Origin of the sequence: Xanthomonas sp. LMG 12459 (genome assembly GCF_009192905.1) — a bacterium.
Lineage (GTDB): Bacteria > Pseudomonadota > Gammaproteobacteria > Xanthomonadales > Xanthomonadaceae > Xanthomonas_A > Xanthomonas_A sontii.
Genome location: NZ_NSGT01000108.1, coordinates 1 through 22226, shown reverse-complemented (window position 1 = coordinate 22226; position 22226 = coordinate 1). Strand labels below are relative to the sequence as shown.

The following is a 22226-nucleotide window of genomic DNA, read 5'->3' as shown; positions in this document are numbered from 1 at the left end:
CTACTGAGAGATCACAGCTAGCGACGCTGCCGCGTGCTCGGCTTGTTCCGCGAGGGCTTCTTTTCCGCGCTGACCGCGTCCCGATCGCGCTCGACCAGGGTGTCCAGGAAGACACGCGCCTCGTCCCAGGACATGTCGTGCGGATCCACCCGCGCACCGCCGTCGGTGGTGACCGTATAGCCCACCACGTTGGCCGGGCTGTAGTCCGGCTCCCGGGTCAACGCCACGAGCTGGTAGCGTCCTTTGACTTGCACCGTATGATGGTATTCCACCATGCGCCTGGCCTCCTCGCCTGATCGTCCGCTCGGATGCTAAAGCAAGCCCGGCCGCGCGGCCAGCATCCGAACGCACCCGGTGGCGTGAGCGCAGACACAAAAAAGCCGGCGTCTGCCGGCTTTGTCGTTTCCACGTTCGCTTTTTCGCGTCGTGGTGGGCGGTACAGGGTTCGAACCTGTGACCCCTACCATGTCAAGGTAGTGCTCTACCGCTGAGCTAACCGCCCTTCTCTGCCGCGGCGCACCGCTGCAGGGGCGCGAATCTTAGCCCACCTGGCGGACAAGAACAATACCCACCTTCCGATCGGGCACCGCTGCGGCCCGCCTAGCCGACCAGACTGGCATCGCGCAGCTTCTTGATCTGGTCGCGCACCCGCGCCGCATCCTCGAACTCCAAGTCCCGCGCGTGCTGGTACATCTCCTGCTCCAGCGCCTTGAGCCGCGCGGCGATCTCCGCCGGCGCCAGCGCCCGGTAGTCGGCCGGCTCTTCCGCGACCCGGCGCGCCTTGCCCTTGCCTTTGCCCTTGCCCGACTTGGCCTCGGTCGCGTCCTCGCGCGCGCCCTCCAGGATGTCCACGATCGGGCGCGCCACCGACTTCGGGACGATCCCGTGTTCCAGGTTGTACTCCACCTGCTTCTCGCGGCGGCGCCCGGTTTCGTCGATCGCGGCCTGCATCGAACGCGTCATCTTGTCCGCGTAGAGGATCGCCTTGCCGCGCAGATTGCGCGCGGCACGGCCGATGGTCTGGATCAGCGAGCCGGTGGAGCGCAGGAAGCCTTCCTTGTCGGCGTCGAGGATCGCGACCAGCGAGACCTCCGGCATGTCCAGGCCCTCGCGCAGCAGGTTGATGCCGACCAGCACGTCGAACTTGCCCAGGCGCAGGTCGCGGATGATCTCCACGCGCTCCACCGTGTCGATGTCCGAGTGCAGGTAGCGCACCTTCACCCCGTGCTCGCCGAGGTACTCGGTGAGGTTCTCGGCCATGCGCTTGGTCAGCGTGGTGACCAGGACGCGGTCGCCATCGGCCACGCGCAGGTTGATCTCCGACAGCAGATCGTCGACCTGGGTCGCCACCGGCCGGATCTCCACTTCCGGATCGATCAGCCCGGTCGGGCGCACCACCAGTTCGGTGATCTCGCCGGCCGACTCGCGCAACTCGTAGGGCCCCGGCGTGGCCGAGACGTAGATACTTCGCGGCGAGCGCGCCTCCCATTCCTCGAAGCGCAGCGGCCGGTTGTCCAGCGCCGACGGCAGTCGGAAACCGAATTCCACCAGGGTCTCCTTGCGCGAACGGTCGCCTTTGTACATCGCGCCGATCTGCGGCACGGTGACGTGCGACTCGTCCACCACCAGCAAGGCGTCCGGCGGCAGGTAGTCGAACAGGGTCGGCGGCGGTTCGCCCGGTGCCTTGCCGGTCAGATGCCGCGAGTAGTTCTCGATGCCGTTGCAGAAGCCGACCTCGGCCATCATTTCCAGGTCGAACTGGGTACGCTGCGCCAGCCGCTGCGCCTCCACCAGCTTGTTCTGCGCATACAGCTGTTCGAGCCGATCCTTCAGCTCCAGCTTGATCGTGTCCACCGCGCTGAGCGTGCGCTCGCGGGTGGTGGCGTAGTGGGTCTTGGGGTAGATCGTGTAGCGCTGGAGCTTGCGCAGCGTCTCGCCTGTAAGCGGATCGAACAGGGTCAGCTGCTCCACGTCGCCGTCGAACAGTTCGATGCGCAAGGCCTCGCTGTCGGATTCGGCCGGGAACACATCGATGACCTCGCCGCGTACGCGGAAACTGCCGCGGTGCAATTCGTACTCGTTGCGGGTGTACTGCAGGTCGGTCAGGTGGCGGATCAACTGGCGCTGCTCCACGTGCTCGCCGATCGACAGGATCAGCCGCAGCGACAGGTAGTCCTCCGGCGCGCCCAGGCCGTAGATCGCCGAGACCGTCGCCACCACCAGCGCATCGCGCCGCGACAGCAGGGTCTTGGTCGCGGCCAGGCGCATCTGCTCGATGTGCTCGTTGATCGAACTGTCCTTCTCGATGAAGGTGTCCGAGGACGGCACGTAGGCCTCGGGCTGGTAGTAGTCGTAGTAGCTGACGAAGTACTCGACCGCGTTGTTGGGGAAGAACGCCTTGAATTCGCCGTACAGCTGCGCCGCCAGCGTCTTGTTCGGCGCCATCACCAGGGTCGGCTTCTGGATCGCCTGGACCACGTTGGCGATGGTGTAGGTCTTGCCCGACCCGGTCACGCCGAGCAGGGTCTGCTTGGCCAGGCCGGCCTCGAAGCCGGCCACCAGCTTCTCGATCGCCTGCGGCTGGTCGCCGGCCGGCGAATACGGCGATACGAGTTGGAAACGGTCGGACATGCACAAGCCTCAAGGTGAAGAGCGAGGCCGACAGTGTCGGCCGACCCCGCGCCGGGGAGATTTCCTACATGGGAACGCACAACCCCCTCATTCAAGCCCTGCCGCCCGGCCGCGAGACTGGCGACCTCGCACCGGGAGACGACGGACATGCGGAACGCTGCAGCCAAAGGCTACACATTGCTCGAGGCCATGATCGTGATGGCGGTGATCTGCCTGCTCGCCGGCATCGGCCTGCCGGCATTCCGGGAGCTGCTGGCGAACCAGCGCTTGACGGCGGCCACGCACCAGCTGAGCGCGCACTTCGCCCTGGCACGCAGCAGCGCGATCAGCTTCGGCGTCCCGGTCAGCGCCTGCCCGTCCAACGGTGACGGCAGTTGCCGTGGCGACAGCGACTGGAGCCAGGGCTGGCTGGTGTTCCGCGACCCGGAACGGCAAGGCCAGCCGATCGCGCCGGACAGCATCCTCAGCGAAGGCAGCGCGCCGGGCGCCGGCGAACTGGTACTGCGCTCCAACCAAGGCCGCCCCTCGATCCGCTTCCTGCCCGATGGACGCAGCGCCGGCAGCAACCTGACCGTCAACATCTGCGAGCGGGGCCGGTTACGCGCAGCGGTGGTGGTGAACAACACCGGACGCATCCGCACGCGAAAAGCGACCGAACCGATGCCCTGCCGGACGCCGGACTGACACACAAAAGCAAAGGCCGCGATCGCTCGCGGCCTTTGCGGATTTGGCGCCCGAAGTTGGACTCGAACCAACGACCCCCTGATTAACAGTCAAGTGCTCTAACCGGCTGAGCTATTCGGGCGGGGTGCGCATTGTAGCTATGCAACTGCACAAAGATCAACACCCCCAACACGCCCTGCCACATCCTGCTTGCCCCTTGGCCGAGACCGCAGCGAGCAGCGGCCCGCCACTCACCAGCAGGACATCGGATCGGTACCCGACACGCTCACGGTGCGCTCGCCCTTCTGGTTCAGATAGAGTGTGCCGCATTGGGTATCGCGCGCCAGCTGGGCGCCCTTGGGCACGGCCCGAAGGCTGTAGGCCTTGGCGCTGACCGAACCATTGAAGGACAGCGTGTAGAAATCGGTCACGCCCTCGCACTGGGTCGGGTCGGGTGCCGATGCGTAGCTCAGATTCGTGGTGTAGTAGCGCTCCATGTCCTGCCCGCGCTCCATCAAACAGGAAGCGGCAGTCGCACGGCGCGCCTTCACGATATGCGCCACATAGCTCGGATACGCGATAGCAGCAAGGATCGCGATCACCGCCACCACGATCATCAGCTCGACCAAAGTGAAGCCATTGCCGCGCCCGGCCACGCCAGGAGGTGCCACCATCCGACGGCGATCATAGGATTCAGTCATTGATCAGCTCTCTCCATTGCACCCGCGTCACCTTACCGGATGACGCGTTGGTCGAGATCGACGCCGTCGAGGCGTTGTCCAGATTGGTGATCATCTTGCTACCGATGAAGGTCGACCCGCTCGATCCCTTGCCGGTGCCGATACCGGAGACCGGAACGCCGTTCAAGGCATCATTGCTGTCGAATACGCCATCGCCGTTCACGTCGAAGAACGACGACGACAGGCGTCCGCCGGTGAAGGGATCGATCACCATCGTGTATCCCTTGCCGCTCGGGCTGCATACATCGCTCGAATCCGGGATGCGCGTGCTGCCTACCAGATAAAGCCCCTGGAAGTAGTTCGCCACCACCATGCGCTCGCCTGTCTCGTAGAAATCCATGTACCAACCGCTGGTGCCGGCACCGGTGGACGACTCGATCGTACGCACATTGTAGCCGTTGAGGGTGGTATCGGACAGGATCCGGATCTGCTTGAGATTGGACGCGCTGATCGTGTTGCCCTTGTCGATCAGACCATACCAGGTCTGCTGGTCGGTATTGGCCAGGTCCGCGCTGGTGAGGTAACGCCCGGTTCCGACGAACACCCAGGTGTCGAGCGTCGTAGGGTTGCGTGCCACCAGCGGCGTAGCAGTGATCGGCTTGCTGTTGCCTGCCACGAAGAGCTGGCCGGCGCTCCAACCGCTAACGGTCTTGCTGAATCGCCACAGGTTGCCCTTCAGATCACCCGCGTACACCTTGTCGACGATGCCACTGCCATCGGAGGACCAGGCATTGACACCGCTCAGACCGTTGTCGCCACCTACCCTGGTGTCCACCGAGGCCACTGTACCGGTGGCGATGTCGATCCGCACCAGTTGCGCGTTCTGCGAGGTACTGTTCGGGCCGTTGCCGAGCAGCACGCTCCAGGAGCCGTCGGCGACCTGGGCGATGACGGGCTGTCCCAGCACGTTGCCCAGGGCGCCGTCGTTCACTTCCCACAGCAAGCTCGGCGACGCCGGGTTGGTCACGTCAAGCGCGAACACGCTCTTGCCCCCTCGCCCCATCGTACCGACCAGGACGCTCTTCCACGCGCCACCGACGTAGACGTCAGCCGCCGTGAGCAACCCATCGACCGTATAGGCATGTGTATAGGTCGGAGACGTAAAGCCGGAGGAAGAGAGCTTGGAGATCGCCTCGGTCGGCACGAACGCAAAGAGTTCCACGCCAGTATTGGCGTTGAAGGCATGCAGCATGCCATCGTTTCCGCCAACGTACACCACCGGGGTCCGCCCCGCGTTGCTGGCCGCGAACTGCGGGTACACGCCGGCACCAGAGAAACTCTTGCCGCTGTAGAGCGACGGGTTGGGCGAACCGACGTAGAGCGGCTGCGAATTGACGATGTCGCCAAGCACGGCGAGACGATTGCGAAAGCTGCCGCCCGCACTCGCTTCCCGGTCGCGCCTGCCGCGGATGTAGTCGACCTGGTCGCTGCTCAGGCTACCCACAGTTCCTGTGAAACTCACCAGGCTGCCATTGCTGGCATACAGCACTTTGCGGCTCGCATATGCGGGCAGCTTGGCGTTGGCGCTCCAGATCGCGGTCTGCGTACCGGCGGCTTCATCGACCTTGTACGCGGTCAGCTCGCCTTTCCACTGATTGGCATCGCCTACGGTGTATTTAGCCTGGTAGAACACCGAACCGGTATCCAGGGCAGTCGCATTCGATCCCAGCGCCGCGGCCGACCCGGTGGCGTCCTTGAGGATCTGCGAGAACGCGTTCCTCAGGCTGGCGACCATGTTTTTGGCGTCACTGGCCACGTAGAAATTATCCGGTCGCGGATAGGTGCCGCCACTGTCGGGGGACAACGTGTCGCTATTCGTGTGCCACCAGCCCGGCTCTAATCCGGTGGTGGTCGCAGCATACGGGGAAAACCCCGAGGGCACGGCGAAGCCGCCGTACTTGGAAGCGAGCCAGTACATGTTCTTGGAAGGGCCGTACAGGTATTGCGCCTCGCGCACATCTACCCAGTAGGTGCTCACGGTCTGGCTTCCGGTGGTGTTGGTCTTGCCTTGGACGTCCGGACGCATGTCCACCGTGTGCGAATCGTAGGCCAGACCGGCGATGAAGGCCGAGTTGTTTCGGCCAGTCCAGCTATTTGAAATCGTCGTGCTCAGCCCCTCCATGGCCAGCACCTTCTGCGTGCTGGTGATGACGTTCACGCTGGTGTCGGCGGCGACCTCGGGAGGCGTGGGAGGCTCCTCCAAGAGATAAGCGGTATTTCCCGGCAGATTCTTGTCCCGGTGCGTGTTCACGTCGCCAATGCCCAGGATGGCATTGACCTGACAGTTGTAACGGATCGGATCGTCCCAATTGGTGATCACCGGGAAATAGTCCGCCTGGACCTTCGCCGTGCCCAAGTTCGAACTCAACGTGGAATAGGAAGCGACGTTACCCAGGTTCTTGAAGTAGCGGATCGCGGCGTAGTAGAGCTCGCTGACCGGATCGAACGACTTGGCCGGGCTGGTGGTCAATTCCTCGAACTTGTTGAGGTAGTTGATGACGCCGCTGTTGCGGCTGCCGTTGCTGTCGCTGGTGTCGATCTGTGCGCCGCTATGGACATCGCCCACGCCGATTTTGGGGTCTGCCTTGCTGTCCGGGTCCTTGTAGAGCACCCCGGTGGCAGGATCCCACTCCATGCGCGGGTTGCTGTAGCTGTCGATCTCAGGGTAATAGGTATTGGGACCGACGAACTTCATGCGTGCGCGCAAAACGCCGCCATCACGCTTCATGTCCGAATCGTTGAGGTAGCCAAAGATGCTGTAGCGGATCTTGTTGGAATACTCCTGGATCAGCCCTTCCGGCTTGTAGTTGGTGCTGGAGTACTTGGTGCAGTTGGACTCCAGGCCGATGTTCGGATCGCAGACCTTCACCCGCACGAAGACCCGGTACACCTTGGTCGGATCGGGCTTGATGAGCGACGTCGGGTTGTAGTCGATCACGTTATTGGCGTTTGTGCGAAGGTCGCCCGAGCCGGTGAACCACATTTCGCGGCCCAGGCCACTGACCCGGGTCCTGACGCTGGACCAGCCCGACGGCAACGGCGTCAGCGAGGAGACCGCGCTGGAGATCGTGCGGTCGGCGAAGTCACTGTCGCGGTCGTGGCGGGCCTTCTGCAGCACGGTCAGCCCGACCTGGTCGATGATGCGATAGCCACCGGTCAGGGCGGAGCGGAACGGGTCGATGGTCTGAGTGGCCGCCCAGTTCAGGTAGTTGCCGCTCCACGAACCACTGCAGGTATGTCCGCCCGCACTGTTCTTGGATGTCGGCACGAAGTAAGCCATTCCGTTGACGAGGTCGTAGCTGTAGCCGTAGCACTTGACCGGATCGAAGTAGCCCGCATACTCCGAAGCGTTGGTGTAGCTCCCCAGATTGGCCTGACTGATGATGGTCGGATATTCGACCGAAGGCACCAACGTAAGCGCGCCAGGAATGTCTGTCGGCAGCGAGATCGGGCGCGTACCCAGATCGATCGAAGCGCCGTTCCCCGAACACACCGCCGCGAAGACTCCGGTCGCGAACGCCAGCCAACGCGTCCGCCGGCGCTGCACTATTTCGGATCTGGCCACGCCAAGACGCATGCTATCGCCTGGTTTCATATCGCGGGATTCCATCGCGGGAAATGACTTGCTCATTGGACAGTCACGTTCGACTGCAGCACCACCACCGACCGGCCATCGGCCAGCGTGGGATCCTGGCTACGCGCGATCACCCGATACACCGACTGCAGCACGGCGCTGCTGCCGGATCCGTATTGGTTGGAGTTGGCGCTGTAGCCCAGCGACAACTGCTGACGACTCGTGCGTTGGCCCAGGTACTGTACGTAGTATTGCGGCGTCGTCGCACCGATCGACTGGATAGGACTTGCATTGACCCAGCCAGTTCCCGTGTCGGTGTAGGTGCCCGCCGGAGGGATTGGACAGGACGCGCCGCCGCTGCAATCGACCCCGATGCTTCCGCCGGAGGCCACCGCTGTCTTGATCGCTTCCTCGCCCGCCCGTAGCGCCGCTTCCGCGGACTGGAATGCCAGGCTGCGGTCGAGCATGTTCGAGCTCATTTTCTCGCGCAGCGTGACACCACGAATCACCGCCAGACCCACCACGATCATCACCAACATCAGGATCAGCACCACGATCAGCGAGATACCGCGCGGGCGGCGGCCGATGGCGTGCGATCGCGCGATCGCCCTCATAGCGTGCGATTCCTCAGGTTGACCACATACTGGACGGTGCGGTCGAGTTGCTGACCACCGAAACCGGTCTTGTTGCCGCCACGCACGGTCAGCACCAGCTTCGCGGCGATGACGTTGCCCCACGCGGCGTCTGGGGGAGAGGCGGCGCCGATCGAGGATGCGGTCTGGTAGGCAGTGCTCCCCGCGGTCAGGTAGGTGATCTGCATGTTCTGGACCCCCTCGACCATCTCCTCAGCCGCACCATTGTCGATCTTGCGATACAGCGAGCGCCCACCGGCGGCGTTGCTCGCCACGTACCAGCGGATGCCGCGCAGCCGACTCACCACCGAATTGACGCCATAGGAGTAAGCCACCGCACTGTTGGAACAGACCGCCGGCAGCACGCTCAGACTGTTGTTGCTGCAGTTCGCGCTGCTGGCATGGCTTATCACGTTGCCGGTCACGCTGCCAGCCACGAACAACGCCAGCTGGGTGTTGTCGCAGATCATGACCGTGTTGCCAGCGCTCAGGCCACTCGCATCGTCCACGGTGATGTTGGTCGAGCTCTGTGCAGTGGTGACGTTGGCAAGATGGGGATCGAGCGTGAGCACCTGGATGGCGTCGGTCCCGCTCGCGCTTCCGCTCAATGCGCCGTTTTCATAGCCGACGACGGGAAAGTTCCAATTCGTCCACCAATTGCTGCTGGCGTTGTTGATGACATTGGCCACTGGCAGGGTTCCGTCGCACGGGTTGCCGCCGGCTTCGCGCAGATCGCGTGCCATCAGTTCGAAAGTGGTCTGCATGCCATCCTGGGCCCAGCCCATGCCCTCGACCGTACGGAACACCCGCTGGTTGGACAGGAAGATGCTGATCGCTGCTCCCACCAGCATCAGGCCCAGCACCATCGCAATCATCAACTCGATCAGCGACAGGCCGTGCATGGCAGCAGGGCGCCGCGGGACGGCACTAGTCATAGCCGGGCCACCGTCACCAGCTGGCGGGTGCTGCTGCCGGTGCCTGTGGCCGACCCGGCAGTGGACGTATTCACCGCGCGCCCCCGGCTATCGTCCCACTGCACGGTTACCGTGCAGGTCGAGCTGTTACAGGCGATCGAACCGCATGTCGTGGTATCGGTGAACACGTTGGCGGCGCCGCCGAGCCCGGTCTTCATGCTTTCGAGCCACGCGCGTATGTCCGCGGACGCCAGCGTGCCACCGACCGCGGGCAGGCTACAGGTCATCGCCAGGTTGTAGGCGCCGCTCGTGGCCGCGCTGCGGTTGGCACGCATGGCCTCAAGGATCGAGTAGGTATGGATGACCATCTGGCTGTTCTCGAACGAACTCTGGCCGTTGTTCAACGCGCGTGCCTGCATCGCGGCTATACCGAGCAGGGTCACTCCCAGGATCAGGACGGAGATCAGCACCTCGAGCAGGCTCACGCCTGCCTGCCGCCGGCGGTTTGCCATCGCGCGAACAGTCATGACGGGCATGCTCCGCTACCATTGACACTGCTCACCGCGACCCGGGTGGCGGAGGTCGGCGCTACCGCACGCTGATTCTCCGCAGGGCGGTTTGTCGCGATGCAAGCGATGACCGACACGGCGCTGCTGGTCTTCAGGGTCCCGTTGGCGCCATAGGTGATGCGCGTGACTGGCCCGGTGACACCCAGCGGCGAGCGCGCCTTGTAGGACTGCAATACGCTATCGGCGCTGCCGGTCACGACCAGCCAGCCTTGCCAGGTGGACGCGCTGCCGCAGGTAGCGCCATCGCTGCTGCCGCAGACGCTCACCGGCGCGTTGCGCTTGATCGCCTCGCTGCGGGCGAACTGCAGCGCATAAAGGATGTCGTCAGAAGCCGCCGACAGCCGGTTGCTGTTGATCAGGGAGGTGAACGAAGGGATGGCGATCGCAGACAGCACCGCCAGCACCGCCAGCGTGACCATCAGCTCCACTAAGGTGAATCCCCCGCGACGGTGTGCGCAACCGTCCGGAAGCAAGCCTGCCTCGCCCATTACCCCTTCCCCTCCATTACCCTCGCCACCGTAGATCGTGCGACCGAAGGCCGGCAAACACTTGGCGACAAGCGGCATGATGCGCCGCACGAGTGGCATGATGAAGGACTCGACCTGCTTCCATCACACGATGCCACAGTCAGAACCCTATGCGCCGTCCTTATTGGAGGGACTGCAACAGCCGGCCGTGATCATCGGAATATGGATCACCGGCGAGGCCCTCGCGTGCATCCTTGCGCTGGCACCTGGAAACGCGGGCGAGCGGCTGATTGTATTCGGCATCGCCTCGCTACTGATCCAATGGGTCGCGCTATTCACACTGCTTGCCATGCATCTGGGGCGGCGATGGCTGCAAAGATGGCCCGTCGGCGTGCAGCTCGGCGTCGCGCTGCTGACGATGGTCGCCTCGACCGGGCTGGCGCAGATCTGCTTCATGCTGCTGTTCGGCAGCGTGGCCCCCTACCCCTCCCTGGCCGGCGCCTTGCCAGGGATCCTGAATACGATGGGCATCGCCTTCATCGCCGGGCTGCTAGGCCTGGTGGCAATCCGCAACCATCTGCGTGTCCAGGCGCTGTCGGTGCGTGCCCTGCGCGCCGAGCTGGAGGCACTACAGGCGCGTACGCACCCGCATTTCCTGTTCAACACCCTCAATGTGGGCGCGGCGCTCGTGCACAGGCAGCCCGATGCAACTGAGCGACTGCTGCTCGACCTGGCCGATCTGTTCCGAGCGAGCCTCCAGGGCCAACACGAAATGCCACTTGAGGAAGAGATCGAGCTCGCACGCCGCTACTTGGCGATCGAGCAGTTGCGGCTGGGCCCAAGGCTCGACATGGAGTGGCGCATCGAGCCTGCGCTGCCATCGCTGCGCCTGCCGACGCTCTGCCTGCAAGCGTTGGTGGAGAACGCTATCCGGCATGGTGTGGAACCACGCACCGCAGCCAGCAAGGTGGTCATTGAGATCGCCCGGTACGCCGACGGAGTGCGGATCGCGGTCAGCAACGATACGCTGCCGCGCCAAGTACGGCCGGACAGCCGCGGTCATGGCATCGGGCAGTCCTCGATCCGCAGGAGGATCTCGGACGTGCACCCCTGCTCGCACCTGCACATCGATGATTGCGACGAACGCTATACGGTGACCATCGACATCCCGCTCCAGGCCAAAGTCGCTCCGAGCACACGCCGTTGGCGCCCGCTTCGCATCAAGTGACGACCCGGTAGCAGGGCCGATACTCACCGGAGATCTTCATGCGGCGCTGTTCGACGAAGGCGCGCAGCAGTTCATCCAGGGCCTGCATCATGTCCGCATCGCCGTGGATCTCGAACGGGCCATGCTGCTCGATGCGGCGCATGCCGTCTTCCTTGACGTTGCCGGCAACGATGCCGGAGAAGGCGCGGCGCAGGTCCGCGGCCAGCGCATGCGGCGGACGGCCATGGTGCAGATCCAGCGCGGCCATCGCCTCGTGGGTCGGCTCGAACGGACGCTGATACTCCAGCGGGATGTCGACCGACCAGTTGAAGTAGAACGCGTCCTTCTGCTCCTTGCGGTGCGTGCGCACGTGCTGGATGCCGGCGGCCATCTTGCGCGCCACCGCCACCGGATCGCCGACCACGATCTCGTAGCGCGAGGTGGCCACTTCGCCCAGGGTCAGGCGCAGGAAGCGGTCGATCTGCTCGAAATACGGCGCGGCGATGGTCGGGCCGGTGAGGATCAGCGGGAACGGCAGGTCGCGGTTCTCCTCGCGCAGCAGGATGCCGAGCAGATACAGGATCTCCTCGGCGGTGCCGACACCGCCGGGGAACACGATGATGCCGTGGCCGATGCGGACGAAGGCCTCCAGGCGCTTCTCGATGTCCGGCATGATCACCAGGTGGTTGACGATCGGGTTCGGCGACTCGGCGGCGATGATGCCCGGCTCGGTCACGCCGATGTAGCGGTTGTCGTGCTTGCGCTGCTTGGCATGGGCGATGGTGGCGCCCTTCATCGGCCCCTTCATCGCGCCCGGGCCGCAACCGGTGCAGATGTCCAGCCCGCGCAAGCCCAGCTCGTAGCCGACCTGCTTGGTGTACAGGTACTCGTCGCGCGAGATCGAATGGCCGCCCCAGCACACCACCAGCTTGGGATCGGTCGGCTGCAGGATGCGCGCATTGCGCAACTGGCCGAACACCGCATTGGTGATGCCTTCGCTGGACTGCAGGTCGGTGCTGGATTCGGGGCCCAGCTCGATGGCCATGTAGGCCAGGTCACGGACCACGGCGAACAGCAGCTCGGCCACGCCATTGATGATCTCGCCGTCGACGAAGGCCATCGCCGGTGCGTTGAGCAGGTCGATGCGCACGCCACGGTCGCGCTGCACCACCTGGATGTCGAAGTCGGGATACAGATCGCGCGCCGCGCGCGGATCGTCCGAGGCGCTGCCGCTGGTCAGCACCGCCAGCGCGCAGCGCCGCAGCAGTTCGTGCAGACCGCCGCTGGAGGCATCGCGCAAGCGCGCCACTTCCACGCGCGAGAGGATGTCCAGGCCGCCGCGCGGGTAGATCCGCGCATCCACTACCGGCAGCGCGCGCGCCGCCGTATTGCTGGTCGTCATATCGAATGTCTTGTCGGTGTCGTCAGCCGGCGACTTTAACCTCAGCCCCCACAAAAAGAAAACGGCCGGGTCGCCCCGGCCGTTTCCAACGCTTCAGCTAGCGTGCGCCGCGATCAGAACTGATAGCGGAAGCCCAGCTGCATGGACCACTGCGACACACCAGTGTTGAAGCCGTCGGCGTCGGCATTGGCGGCCGTCGGCTTGTCGGTGTACAGGGTGTTGTACACGTACTTGCCCTGGTAGATGCCCTGCAGGTTAGCGACGCGAGCATCGGCGTAGAAGCCGTAGTCTTCGATCCGGCCCCACTTCTTGTTCAACAGGTTGCCCACGTTCTGGATATCCAGCCAAATTTCGGACTTGTGGCCCTTGAAGAAGCCAGGCAGCTGCTGGGTGATGCGCACGTCGAAGGTGTTGATCCAGCCGGAACGGAAGCCGTTGGCCGGGGCGTAGCTGCCGGCGTACTTGGCCAGCTGCGGGTTCTTGGCCAGCCAGTCGAAGAACTGCTGCTGCAGCGCCGGGTTGGCGGTGAACGCACCGGTGTTGCTCAGCGTACCGAACAGCACGTCGCCCGGCCCCTTCGGCACGTAGAACAGGTCGTTGGTCAAACGGCCATCGCCGTTGGCGTCGCCGTTGAACAGGTAACTGTACGGACGGCCGCTGCGGCCTTCGTAGACCAGGCCCACGCGGGTCTCGTAGTCGCCGAAGAACATGTGCTTCCAATCCAGCGAGCCGGAGATCCGGTCCTTGATCTCGTAGCGCGAGGTGTTCTCGGTTTCCGAGTTGGCGTTGAAGGCGTACTGGTAGCCCCAGCCCGATCTGGCGGTGGAACTGGTCAGGGGACCGACTTCGGTGGCGTGGGTGTAGGTGTAGCCCAGGGTCCAGGACCAGTCGCCGCCTTCGCTGAACGGCTTGGACAGCGACACAGTGAACTGCTGGGTCTTGCCCTTGTCGGTGTTGTCGATCAGGTAGACGTCGCTACTGTAGGCAGGATTAGCAAAGAAACGCTCATCTCCTTTTGCCCAAGCTCGCCCTGTGCGAGCCGGGTTCCAGTAAAGCGCACGACCATCAGGACCAGTGTAGGCCGGAACCGGATCCTGACCCGGAGTACCGACACGACCAATGTTCAGGTTTTTGTAATAAAACCCGTCCTTGACTTTGGTCACCAGCAGTTCGGCCGAGGCGACGATCCCGTACCAAGGCAGTTCATGATCCAGCGCCAGATTAGCCTTGTACAGCGACGGCAGCTTGAAATCGTTGCCGACGAAGCTCACGCTCTGGGTCGCCGAACCGGGACGATTCGGGACCGGCTGGGTATCCTTGTTGGCGCTGAACGGCACCGTCGGATCGTACGTGGTCAGGCTATAAGCGTTGTAGTTGAAGCCAGTGTTGGAGTAGCTGTTGCCGATCCACACCTGCGGCGCATCGCCCTGGAACAGGCCCACGCCACCGCGCAACTGGGTCGGACGGTCGGTGTCGAAGGTATAGTTGAAGCCGACGCGCGGCTGGATCAGGAAATCGCCGTTGAAGATCTTGCTGTTGTCGTAGCCGAAGTAGGCCTGCGCCGCAGCATTGTAGGTCGGATCCGGGCTCACGCTCGCGCGATCGCCGCGCAGGCCCAGGGTCAGGGTCAGGTTGTTGTTGACGTACCAGGTGTCCTGCACGAACAGGCCAAGGTTGCTGTTCTTGTAGTTGGCGGCGATCGAACCCGGGCTACGCTCCTGGCTGAGCTGGTACGTGCTCCAGCGGCCGCTGGCGAAGTTGTCCAGGCCGAAGAAGGTGTACACGCCCCAGGTGTTGGCACCGTACAAATTGTAGATGTCGTTGGTGCTGTAGTCGACGCCGAACTTCAGGTTGTGGTTGTCCAGCGTCAGGGTGCCCGCACCGTAGTAGTTCCAGGTCTTGGTGGTGAGGATGTTGCCCTGCGAGTTGGTCTCGGTGCCCAGGAACAGCACGTCGCCACTTGGTTTCGCTGCCGAACCATCGAAGTACACGGCGATGCTGGGCGCATTGGTCGGCACCACGCGGATCGCGGAATAGTCGCGGTAGGACACCTTGAACTCGGTGGAGAAGTTCTCGGACCAGTCGCTGAACAACTGGCCGACGTAGCTCTCGACCGACTTCTCGTGCTGGTACCAGTACGAGCTCAGCGAGGCCTGGGTGGAACTGCCGGCGCCGTTGATGCGCAGCTTGCTCTGGTCGAGCTTGCTGTAGCGGAAGCTGGCGCGGTGGTTGTCGCTGATGTTCCAGTCCAGCTTGAGCGCGTATTCCTTCAGGTCGGTGTTGCCGTCGCTGTCCAGGCCGCCGGCATCGAAGCCGTAGTTCTTGGCGATCTGCTGGGCACGGGTCACGTCGGCCATGCCGTACTTGGCGTTGGCCTTGCCCAGCGCGGTGCTGCCCAGGTCGACGCCCGGCGCATCCTGCTGGAACTTCTCGTAGTTGGCGAAGAAGAACAGCTTGTCCTTGACGATCGGGCCGCCGAAGGTCGCGCCGTAGGTCTTCTCCTTGGTGAAGCCGTTGAACTTGCTGCCGTCCGGGTTGTCGCCGAACCAGTCGCCATCGCGATAGCTGCCGTACACCGAACCGTGGAACTCGTTGGTACCGGACTTGGTCACCGCGTTGACGGTGGCGCCGGCGGCGCTGGCGATGCTGACGTCGTAGTTGGACAGGTTGACGTCGATGGCTTCGATCGCTTCCATCGACACCGGCTGACGCCGGGTGGTCATGTTGTTGCCTTCCAGGCCGAAGGTGTCGCTGGCCGAGACGCCGTCGATGTTGATCGAGTTGTAGCGCGGATTCAGGCCGCCGGCGCTGATCGTGCCCGAGGCGCGATCGACGAAGGCCACGCGCGGATCCAGACGCATGTAGTCCTGGATGTTGCCGTTGATCGACGGCAGCGCTTCGATCTGCTCGCGACCGATGTTGGTGCCCGAGCCCGTCTTGGTGGCGCTGAACACTTCCGAGCCGGAGGCGATGGCGACGGCGTTGACCGTCTCCAGCGTGGTCGGCGCAGCCATGTCGCCGGTCAGGTCGGCGTTGATGGTGGCGTTCTGGTTGACGCTCAGGTACACGCCGTCTTCGGTCTTGGTGCCGTCACCCGGCTTGGTGATGGTGATGCTGTACGGACCGCCGACGCGCAGGCCGCGCGCGTTGTAGCGACCGGCGGCATCGGTGGTGGCGCGGCTGACCGTGCCCGACTCGACGTGGGTGATGGTCACCTCGGCGCCGGCGACCGGCTGGCCGCCGTGGGTCACCACACCGCCGACACCGGCGGAGGTGCTCTGGGCGAACACCGGCGCCGCGGCCAGCGCCGCAACGAGGCCCAGAGTGAGCTTGGACATCCGCAGACGGGGTTGAATCATTGCAATAGCCTCGATGGAGTTTGACGAAATGCGCATGGCAGGCCGTGCGGGGTACGGACGCACGGCCGCGGAATGAGGGGGCTGATCACCCTTGCCGATTCCCCGCAAGGGTTAACATGAGTTTAACACCATAGGGCCAATTTGTTGCCAAACCGTGACAACGCGGCACAAGCGGACATCAGAAGACGTCGATCCCAGTCCTGGCGGGCTTCGGCGACAACGCCGGGACTGGCACGGAAGGCCGCCCGGGACCGCCGCCGGCCACGCCCCCCCTCCCCGTGCCGCCTAAGGGGGCCGCAGCAAGCAGCCTGGCGTGCTCGAAGCCAGGCCCGCCCGGGGCCAGCGCCGTCCCCACGGCGCCCCCGACTCGGCCGCGATGCAACCTCAGCCGGCGACCGGCAGCTTCAGATAAGCGCTGAGCCCGTCCAGGAACATCTGCACCGAGATCGCCACCAGCAGCATGCCCATCAGCCGCTCGACCGCGGTCAGCACGCGCATGCCGAGCAGCTTGTACAGCAGCGTGCCGGAGAACAGCAGGGCCGAGGTCGCCAGCCAGGCCAGGATCAGCGCCAGGCTCCACTCGCCCAGCCGGGTCGGCTCGTTGCTGCCCATCAGCATCACCGCGGCCATGCCGGAGGGGCCGGCGACCAGCGGGATGGCCAGCGGCACGATGAAGGGCTCGCCATCGGGAATTTCGCCCATCAGCCCTTCCGGGCGCGGGAAGATCATGCGGATGCCGATCAGGAACAGCACGATGCCACCGGCGATCGCCACCGACTCCTGGCGCAGGTGCATCACTTCCAGGGCGTACTTGCCGCCCCACAGGAAGCCCATCAGCACGCCCAGCGCGATCAGCAGTTCGCGCGCCAGCACGACGCGCTGGCGCCGCGCCGGCAGCGGCTTGAGCACGCTGAGGAACACCGGGATGTTGCCCAGCGGGTCGAGGATCAGGAACAGCAGCAGCGCTGCCGACAGGATGGTCATGCCAGGGGATTCCAGATTGCGCCGCGGTGCGCGGCGCCGGCGGGCGACAGCAGGTCGACGCAGGCGCCGGCGTAGCGCGCCGGATCGACCGCGTCGCGGTCTTCTTGATGGGTGTAGGCGCGGGCGCGCAAGGCGGTGCGCATCGGCCCCGGCTGCAGGCCGGCCACGCGCACGCGCGAGGCGGCCAGCTCGCCGTGCAGGCTCGCCAGCAGGCCGCGGCGGCCGTGCTGGGCCGCGCCGTAGCCGCCCCAGTAGGCCTGGCCGACCCGCGCCGGATCGTCCACCGCGAACACGATCGCGGCATCCTCGGCCTGCCGCAGCAACGGCAGGCAGGCCTGGGTCAGCCAGGCCGCGGCGGTCAGGTTGACGTGGATCGCGCGCGCGAACTGGGCCGGATCGGCATGCTCGAACGGGGTCAGCCCGGCGAAGTCGGCGGCGCAGTGCAGCAGCCCGTCCAGGCGGCCGAGCTCGCCCTGCAGACGCTCGGCCAGGGTCGCGTAGTCCGGCGGAGTGGCGCCGAGCAGGTCCAGCGGGTACAGCAGCGGCGCGGCGCCGACCGCGGCGATCGCGTCGTAGACGCGGTTCAAGCGTGCCGGCTTGTGCCCGAGCAGGACCACGGTGGCCCCCGCCTGGGCGCAGGCCAGCGCCGCAGCGCTGCCGAGCCCGCCGGCGGCGCCGCTGACCAGGACCACCCGCTGCGCCAGCGCGCCGGCCTGCGGCGACGCAGGCGCACTCACGACTGGTAGGCCTCGGTCACGATGCGCTGCAACTCGCCGGACTCGAACAGTTCCATGGTGATGTCGCAGCCACCGATCAACTCGCCATGGATGAACAGCTGCGGGAACGTCGGCCAGTTCGAATAGCGCGGCAGATTGGCCCGGATCTCGGGCTCGTCGAGCACGTTGACGGTGTGCAGGCGGTCGGCGCCGGCGGCCAGCAACGCCTGCAACGCGCGGCTGGAAAAGCCGCACATCGGGTACTGCGGCGTGCCCTTCATGAACAACACGATGGGATGGCGTTCGACGTCGGCCTGGATGCGCTCCATCACCTGCATGCGGGTTCTCTCCTGCTGGGGCGAAAGAACGACCTTGGCGGTCGGCTAGACTCTCGCGTAGCCGCATAGTGTAAGCCCTGCGCGCGGCAGTACCGCGACGCGCGCCCGAAACCGCCAGAGGATCCATGCCCATCGAACTCGCTCCCCTGCCCTACGCCGCCGCGGCGCTGGCCCCGCACCTGTCCGCCGCCGCGGTGGAACAGCACCACGGCCAGCACCAGCGCGCGTTGGTGGAACGGCTCAATGCGCGGCTCGCCGGCAGCGACCTGGCCGAGCTAGCGCTGCCGGACCTGCTGCGGCGCGCGCAGGGCCGGCTGTTCCAGGAAGCGGCCGAGGTCTGGAATCACGAGTTCTACTGGCGTGGCCTGCGCCCGCGCGGCGGCGGCGAACCGGGCGGCGCGCTCGGCGAGCGCCTGACCAGGAGTTTCGGCGACGTGGCGCGGTTCAAGGCAGAGTTCGAGCGCATGGCCCTGGCGCTGTTCGGTTCGGGCTGGGTCTGGCTGGTGCAGCGTCCCGACGGCAACCTGGCCGTGGTCAGCACCGCCAACGCCGGCACCCCGCTGACCGGCGACGACACGCCGCTGCTCGGCTGCGACGTCTGGGAACACGCTTACTACATCGACCATCCCGGCGACCGCGCGCGCTATCTGCAGGCGTTCTGGAAACTGGTCAATTGGGAGTTCGCGGCGTCCAATCTGCGTTGAGCGGGGATTGGGGAGTCGGGATTGGGGATTCGCAGGAGCGGCGGCCGTGGCTGCCGGTTCCTGGCCCAGGCGTGGCCTGGGCGCTCCTGCTGCTGGTTCAGCGCTCGCCGCGCAACGCGGCGACCACCGGGGCGACCTGGGCCTCGCGCTGCAGTTGCGCGCCCACGGTCTGCAGGGCCAGCGCCAGCGCCTCCGGCGTGTCCTCGCGCAGGGTGGCGTGGCCGACCTTGCGGCCTTCGCGCGGCTGCTTGCCGTAGTCGTGCCAATGCCCGCCGGGCTGCGCCAGGACCGGTGCGGCGTCGGGCATCGCGCCGATCCAGTTGAGCATGCAGGCATGGCCACGCATGCGCGTGGAGCCCAGCGGCAGCCCCAGCACCGCACGCAGGTGGTTCTCGAACTGCGAGGTCTCCGCGCCTTCGATGGTCCAGTGGCCGGAGTTGTGCACGCGCGGGGCCATCTCGTTGGCCAGCAGTTCGCCGTCGCGGCAGAACAGTTCCAGCGCGAACACGCCCACATACTGCAGGCGTTCGGCCAGGGCACGCGCATGCGCCACCGCCGCCTGCTCCAGCGCGGCATCGGCCTGCGCCGGCGCCAGGCTGGCCGACAGCACGCCGTGCACATGCCAGTTCTCGGTCAGCGGCCAGGTGCGGAACTCGCCGTCGCGGCCGCGCACCGCCACCACGCTGACCTCGCGCTGGAACGGTACGAACGCCTCGGCGATCAGGCCGACGCTGGCCGCCTGCGCGCCCAGCGCCGCCCAGGCCGCATCGGCGTCGGCGGCGGAGGCGATGCGGAACTGGCCCTTGCCGTCGTAGCCGAGCCGGCGGGTCTTGAGGATGCACGGCGTGCCGACCTGCGCCAGCGCCGCGTCCAGATCGGCGCGGGTGTCGATCGCGGCGAACGCCGGCACGGGAATGCCGAGCTCGCGGAACAAGGTCTTCTCGGCCAGGCGATCCTGCGCCACGGCCAGCGCATCCGGGCTCGGGAACACCGGCACCTGCCCGGCCAGGGCGGCGGCGCTATCCGCGGGCACGTTCTCGAAATCGAAGGTCGCCACGTCGACCGCGTCCGCGAACGCGGCCAGCGTGGCTCGGTCAGCATAGTCGCCGACCCGCAGCGGCGCGACCTGTCCGGCGCAGGCATCGGCTGCCGGATCCAGCAGCGCGAAGCGCAGGCCCAGCGGCACGCCGGCCACCGCCATCATCCGTGCCAACTGCCCCGCTCCCAGGATACCGACGGTGGTCATTGGCGCGGATCGTCCTTGGCCATCACGTCGTCGGTCTGGCGCTGACGGAACTCGCCCAGCGCGGCACCGATCTCAGCGTGGTCGTGGGCCAGCATCGCCGCGGCAAACAGCGCGGCGTTGGCCGCGCCGGCATTGCCGATCGCGAAGGTGGCCACCGGGATGCCCGCCGGCATCTGCACGATCGACAGCAGCGAGTCCATGCCGTTGAGCGCCTTGGACTGCACCGGCACGCCCAGCACCGGCACTGCGGTCTTGGCCGCGAGCATGCCCGGCAGGTGCGCGGCGCCGCCGGCGCCGGCCACGATCGCGCGCAGGCCGCGCCCAGACGCCTGCTCGGCGTAGGAGAACAACACATCCGGCGTGCGGTGCGCCGACACCACCTTCACTTCATAGGGCACACCCAGCGCATCGAGTTTCTGCGCCGCATGCTGCATGGTCTCCCAGTCGGAGCGGGAACCCATCACGATGCCGACGAGCGGCGCGGTTTGCTTGGAGGTCATGGCCGTCCCCTGCCTTAAAGACGTATTCTAGCCGTCTTCCACGCAAGACGAAGACCGGATGGACCGCAAACTGCTCGACCTGCTGTGCTCGCCCGACACCCGCCAACCACTGGCGCTGCTGGAGGCGCGCGGCCTGGAGGCGCTGAACCGCGCCATCGCCGCCGGCGGCGTGCAGCGCGCCGATGGCAGTGCGCAGGCGCAACCGCTGCGCGAAGCCCTGATCACCCGCGACCGCAAGCAGGTGTTCCGCGTCGACGACGGCATCCCGGTGCTGCTGGCCGAAGAGGCCATCGGCACCGCCCAGCTCGCCGATTTCCCGGCCAAATGAGCCGCGACATGGCGCCGCCGCAGGCGCCCGCCGCGGAGCTGATCGCCGCCGATGTCGCGCGTGCGCTGGCCGAGGATCTCGGCAGCGGCGACGTCACCGCCGCGCTGCTGCCCGACCGCGCCGACAGCGCCTACCTGCTGTGCAAGCAGGACGCCGTGATCGCCGGCCGCCCCTGGTTCGACGCCTGCCACCAGGCGCTGGACCCGCAGGTCCGCATCGACTGGCAGGTGAGCGAAGGCCAGCGCGTGGCCGCCGGCACGGTGCTGGCGTTGCTGCACGGGCGCAGTCGCGCCCTGGTCAGCGCCGAGCGCGCCTCGCTGAACTTCCTGCAGACCCTGTCGGCCACCGCCACCGCCACCGCCGCCTACGTGGCCGCGGTCGCCGGCACCGGCGCGCGCATCCTGGACACGCGCAAGACCCTGCCCGGCCTGCGCCTGGCGCAGAAGTACGCGGTGCGCTGCGGCGGCGGCAGCAACCACCGCATCGGCCTGTACGACACGGTGATGCTCAAGGAGAACCACATCCACGCCGCCGGTTCGCTGCCTGCGGCGGTGGCCGCCGCGCGCGCGCAATGGCCGGCGCTGCCGCTGGTGGTCGAGGTGGAAACTCTGGAGCAACTGCGCGAAGCGCTGCAGGCCGGCTGCGATCGCATCCTGATCGACGACTTCACTGCGGAACAGCGCCGCGACGCGGTGGCGATCGCCGCGGCCGCACCATTCAATCGCGCGATTCCGCTGGAAGTCTCCGGCGGCGTCGACCTGGAGGCGGTGCGTGCGATCGCGCAGGACGGCGTCGACTGCATCTCCATCGGCGCACTCACCAAGCATGTGCAGGCCGTGGATCTGTCGCTGAAACTCGGAACGCCGCCGCAGTAGGCGGCCAGAGCCGCGCGGGAGGCGATCGCGCGCCCATTCCACACCCGCGGCGAATGCGGATACATCCCATGCGTGCATGTCCGCACGCATGGCCCAGTCGCGACGTTGCTCGTTTCCACCCCCGCTGGGTGATTCCCACCACCCCCAAGGGCAAATCGCGAAGTGCCTGATCCGCCGGCAAACGCGCTAGCCAGCACGGCGCGATCTGCCTGGATCGCGCGGCACGCCCTACACTTCACGGCCTCGCCGACGCCGCTCTGCGACGCTGCGCGCTTCCCCGTCCCCACCGAGTTCGCCGATGTTCCGCCCCTGGTTCGCGCTGCTGTGTGTCGCCGCCCTGTTTCCCGCCGGCCGCGCCGCGGCCGGCGGGAAACAGG

The 22226-nt window shown here is 66.0% G+C and carries 20 protein-coding genes and 2 tRNA genes; 5 read left to right on the top strand and 17 right to left on the bottom strand.

What is annotated here, in order from left to right:
• Positions 1-17: 17 nt before the first annotated feature.
• From CEK65_RS19730 to uvrB, 3 genes are all read right to left on the bottom strand, one after another.
• On the bottom strand, positions 18-275 hold the full coding sequence (locus CEK65_RS19730) for a hypothetical protein (RefSeq protein WP_017907229.1): 258 nt from the start codon (positions 273-275) through the stop codon (positions 18-20).
• 152 nt (positions 276-427) lie between these two features.
• Positions 428-502 (bottom strand) — tRNA-Val (locus CEK65_RS19725).
• Positions 503-600: 98 nt separating this feature from the next.
• Positions 601-2631, bottom strand: coding sequence for an excinuclease ABC subunit UvrB (uvrB, locus tag CEK65_RS19720; protein ID WP_017916129.1), 2031 nt, complete (start codon positions 2629-2631; stop codon positions 601-603).
• 147 nt (positions 2632-2778) lie between these two features.
• Here uvrB and CEK65_RS19715 point away from each other — a divergent pair, with 147 nt between their 5' ends.
• On the top strand, positions 2779-3315 hold the full coding sequence (locus CEK65_RS19715) for a Tfp pilus assembly protein FimT/FimU (RefSeq protein ID WP_026144061.1): 537 nt from the start codon (positions 2779-2781) through the stop codon (positions 3313-3315).
• 44 nt (positions 3316-3359) lie between these two features.
• On the opposite strand, the gene CEK65_RS19710 is transcribed toward CEK65_RS19715, so the two are convergent.
• The 7 genes from CEK65_RS19710 to CEK65_RS19680 all read right to left on the bottom strand — a co-directional run bounded on the left by CEK65_RS19710 (position 3360) and on the right by CEK65_RS19680 (position 10211).
• A tRNA-Asn gene (locus tag CEK65_RS19710) sits at positions 3360-3436 on the bottom strand.
• Between the two features lie 109 nt (positions 3437-3545).
• Positions 3546-3995, bottom strand: a complete 450-nt coding sequence (locus CEK65_RS19705) for a type IV pilin protein (protein ID WP_304951737.1) — start codon at positions 3993-3995, stop codon at positions 3546-3548.
• On the bottom strand, positions 3988-7665 hold the full coding sequence (locus CEK65_RS19700) for a PilC/PilY family type IV pilus protein (RefSeq protein WP_226980653.1): 3678 nt from the start codon (positions 7663-7665) through the stop codon (positions 3988-3990). Before CEK65_RS19700 ends, CEK65_RS19705 begins: the two co-directional genes overlap by 8 nt.
• On the bottom strand, positions 7662-8222 hold the full coding sequence (locus CEK65_RS19695) for a PilX N-terminal domain-containing pilus assembly protein (RefSeq protein WP_152182735.1): 561 nt from the start codon (positions 8220-8222) through the stop codon (positions 7662-7664). Before CEK65_RS19695 ends, CEK65_RS19700 begins: the two co-directional genes overlap by 4 nt.
• Positions 8219-9175: a PilW family protein gene (locus CEK65_RS19690; protein WP_152182734.1), complete on the bottom strand. Its 957-nt coding sequence runs from the start codon at positions 9173-9175 to the stop codon at positions 8219-8221. Before CEK65_RS19690 ends, CEK65_RS19695 begins: the two co-directional genes overlap by 4 nt.
• Positions 9172-9666: a type IV pilus modification protein PilV gene (gene pilV, locus CEK65_RS19685; protein ID WP_343192944.1), complete on the bottom strand. Its 495-nt coding sequence runs from the start codon at positions 9664-9666 to the stop codon at positions 9172-9174. The genes CEK65_RS19690 and pilV overlap by 4 nt, the downstream gene beginning before the upstream one ends.
• A gap of 11 nt (positions 9667-9677) precedes the next feature.
• Positions 9678-10211, bottom strand: a complete 534-nt coding sequence (locus tag CEK65_RS19680) for a GspH/FimT family pseudopilin (protein ID WP_226980654.1) — start codon at positions 10209-10211, stop codon at positions 9678-9680.
• Positions 10212-10311: 100 nt separating this feature from the next.
• On the opposite strand from CEK65_RS19680, the gene CEK65_RS19675 reads away from it, so the two are divergent.
• Positions 10312-11418 carry a histidine kinase gene (locus CEK65_RS19675; protein ID WP_193314843.1) on the top strand — a complete coding sequence of 369 codons (1107 nt, stop codon included), beginning with the start codon at positions 10312-10314 and terminating at the stop codon, positions 11416-11418.
• Here the strand turns inward: CEK65_RS19675 and ppnN are convergent.
• From ppnN to grxD, 5 genes are all read right to left on the bottom strand, one after another.
• Positions 11411-12799: a nucleotide 5'-monophosphate nucleosidase PpnN gene (gene ppnN / locus CEK65_RS19670; RefSeq protein WP_152182731.1), complete on the bottom strand. Its 1389-nt coding sequence runs from the start codon at positions 12797-12799 to the stop codon at positions 11411-11413. The genes CEK65_RS19675 and ppnN overlap by 8 nt on opposite strands.
• 113 nt (positions 12800-12912) lie before the next feature.
• A complete protein-coding gene (locus CEK65_RS19665) occupies positions 12913-16137 on the bottom strand; it encodes a TonB-dependent receptor (RefSeq protein WP_152182730.1) in 3225 nt (1074 codons plus the stop codon).
• A 405-nt stretch (positions 16138-16542) separates the two neighbouring features.
• Positions 16543-17142: a MarC family protein gene (locus CEK65_RS19660; RefSeq protein WP_017907241.1), complete on the bottom strand. Its 600-nt coding sequence runs from the start codon at positions 17140-17142 to the stop codon at positions 16543-16545.
• A complete protein-coding gene (locus tag CEK65_RS19655; RefSeq protein WP_152182729.1) occupies positions 17139-17879 on the bottom strand; it encodes an SDR family NAD(P)-dependent oxidoreductase in 741 nt (246 codons plus the stop codon). Before CEK65_RS19655 ends, CEK65_RS19660 begins: the two co-directional genes overlap by 4 nt.
• On the bottom strand, positions 17876-18196 hold the full coding sequence (gene grxD, locus CEK65_RS19650) for a Grx4 family monothiol glutaredoxin (protein ID WP_010342114.1): 321 nt from the start codon (positions 18194-18196) through the stop codon (positions 17876-17878). The genes CEK65_RS19655 and grxD overlap by 4 nt, the downstream gene beginning before the upstream one ends.
• A gap of 125 nt (positions 18197-18321) precedes the next feature.
• Here grxD and CEK65_RS19645 point away from each other — a divergent pair, with 125 nt between their 5' ends.
• Positions 18322-18900 (top strand): Fe-Mn family superoxide dismutase, encoded by a 579-nt coding sequence (locus CEK65_RS19645; protein ID WP_152182728.1) that lies wholly within the window; start codon positions 18322-18324, stop codon positions 18898-18900.
• Between the two features lie 97 nt (positions 18901-18997).
• Here the strand turns inward: CEK65_RS19645 and CEK65_RS19640 are convergent, their stop codons facing one another.
• Positions 18998-20146 (bottom strand): 5-(carboxyamino)imidazole ribonucleotide synthase, encoded by a 1149-nt coding sequence (locus CEK65_RS19640; RefSeq protein WP_152182727.1) that lies wholly within the window; start codon positions 20144-20146, stop codon positions 18998-19000.
• Positions 20143-20646 carry a 5-(carboxyamino)imidazole ribonucleotide mutase gene (gene purE / locus CEK65_RS19635; RefSeq protein ID WP_152182726.1) on the bottom strand — a complete coding sequence of 168 codons (504 nt, stop codon included), beginning with the start codon at positions 20644-20646 and terminating at the stop codon, positions 20143-20145. The genes CEK65_RS19640 and purE overlap by 4 nt, the downstream gene beginning before the upstream one ends.
• Before the next feature lie 58 nt (positions 20647-20704).
• On the opposite strand from purE, the gene CEK65_RS19630 reads away from it, so the two are divergent.
• Together CEK65_RS19630 and nadC are read left to right on the top strand one after the other, a co-directional pair.
• Entirely contained in the window at positions 20705-20974 is a 270-nt protein-coding gene (locus CEK65_RS19630) for a Trm112 family protein (RefSeq protein ID WP_010342118.1), read from the top strand.
• Positions 20971-21849 carry a carboxylating nicotinate-nucleotide diphosphorylase gene (nadC, locus tag CEK65_RS19625; protein ID WP_152182725.1) on the top strand — a complete coding sequence of 293 codons (879 nt, stop codon included), beginning with the start codon at positions 20971-20973 and terminating at the stop codon, positions 21847-21849. Before CEK65_RS19630 ends, nadC begins: the two co-directional genes overlap by 4 nt.
• The last annotated feature ends 377 nt before the right edge of the window (positions 21850-22226 follow it).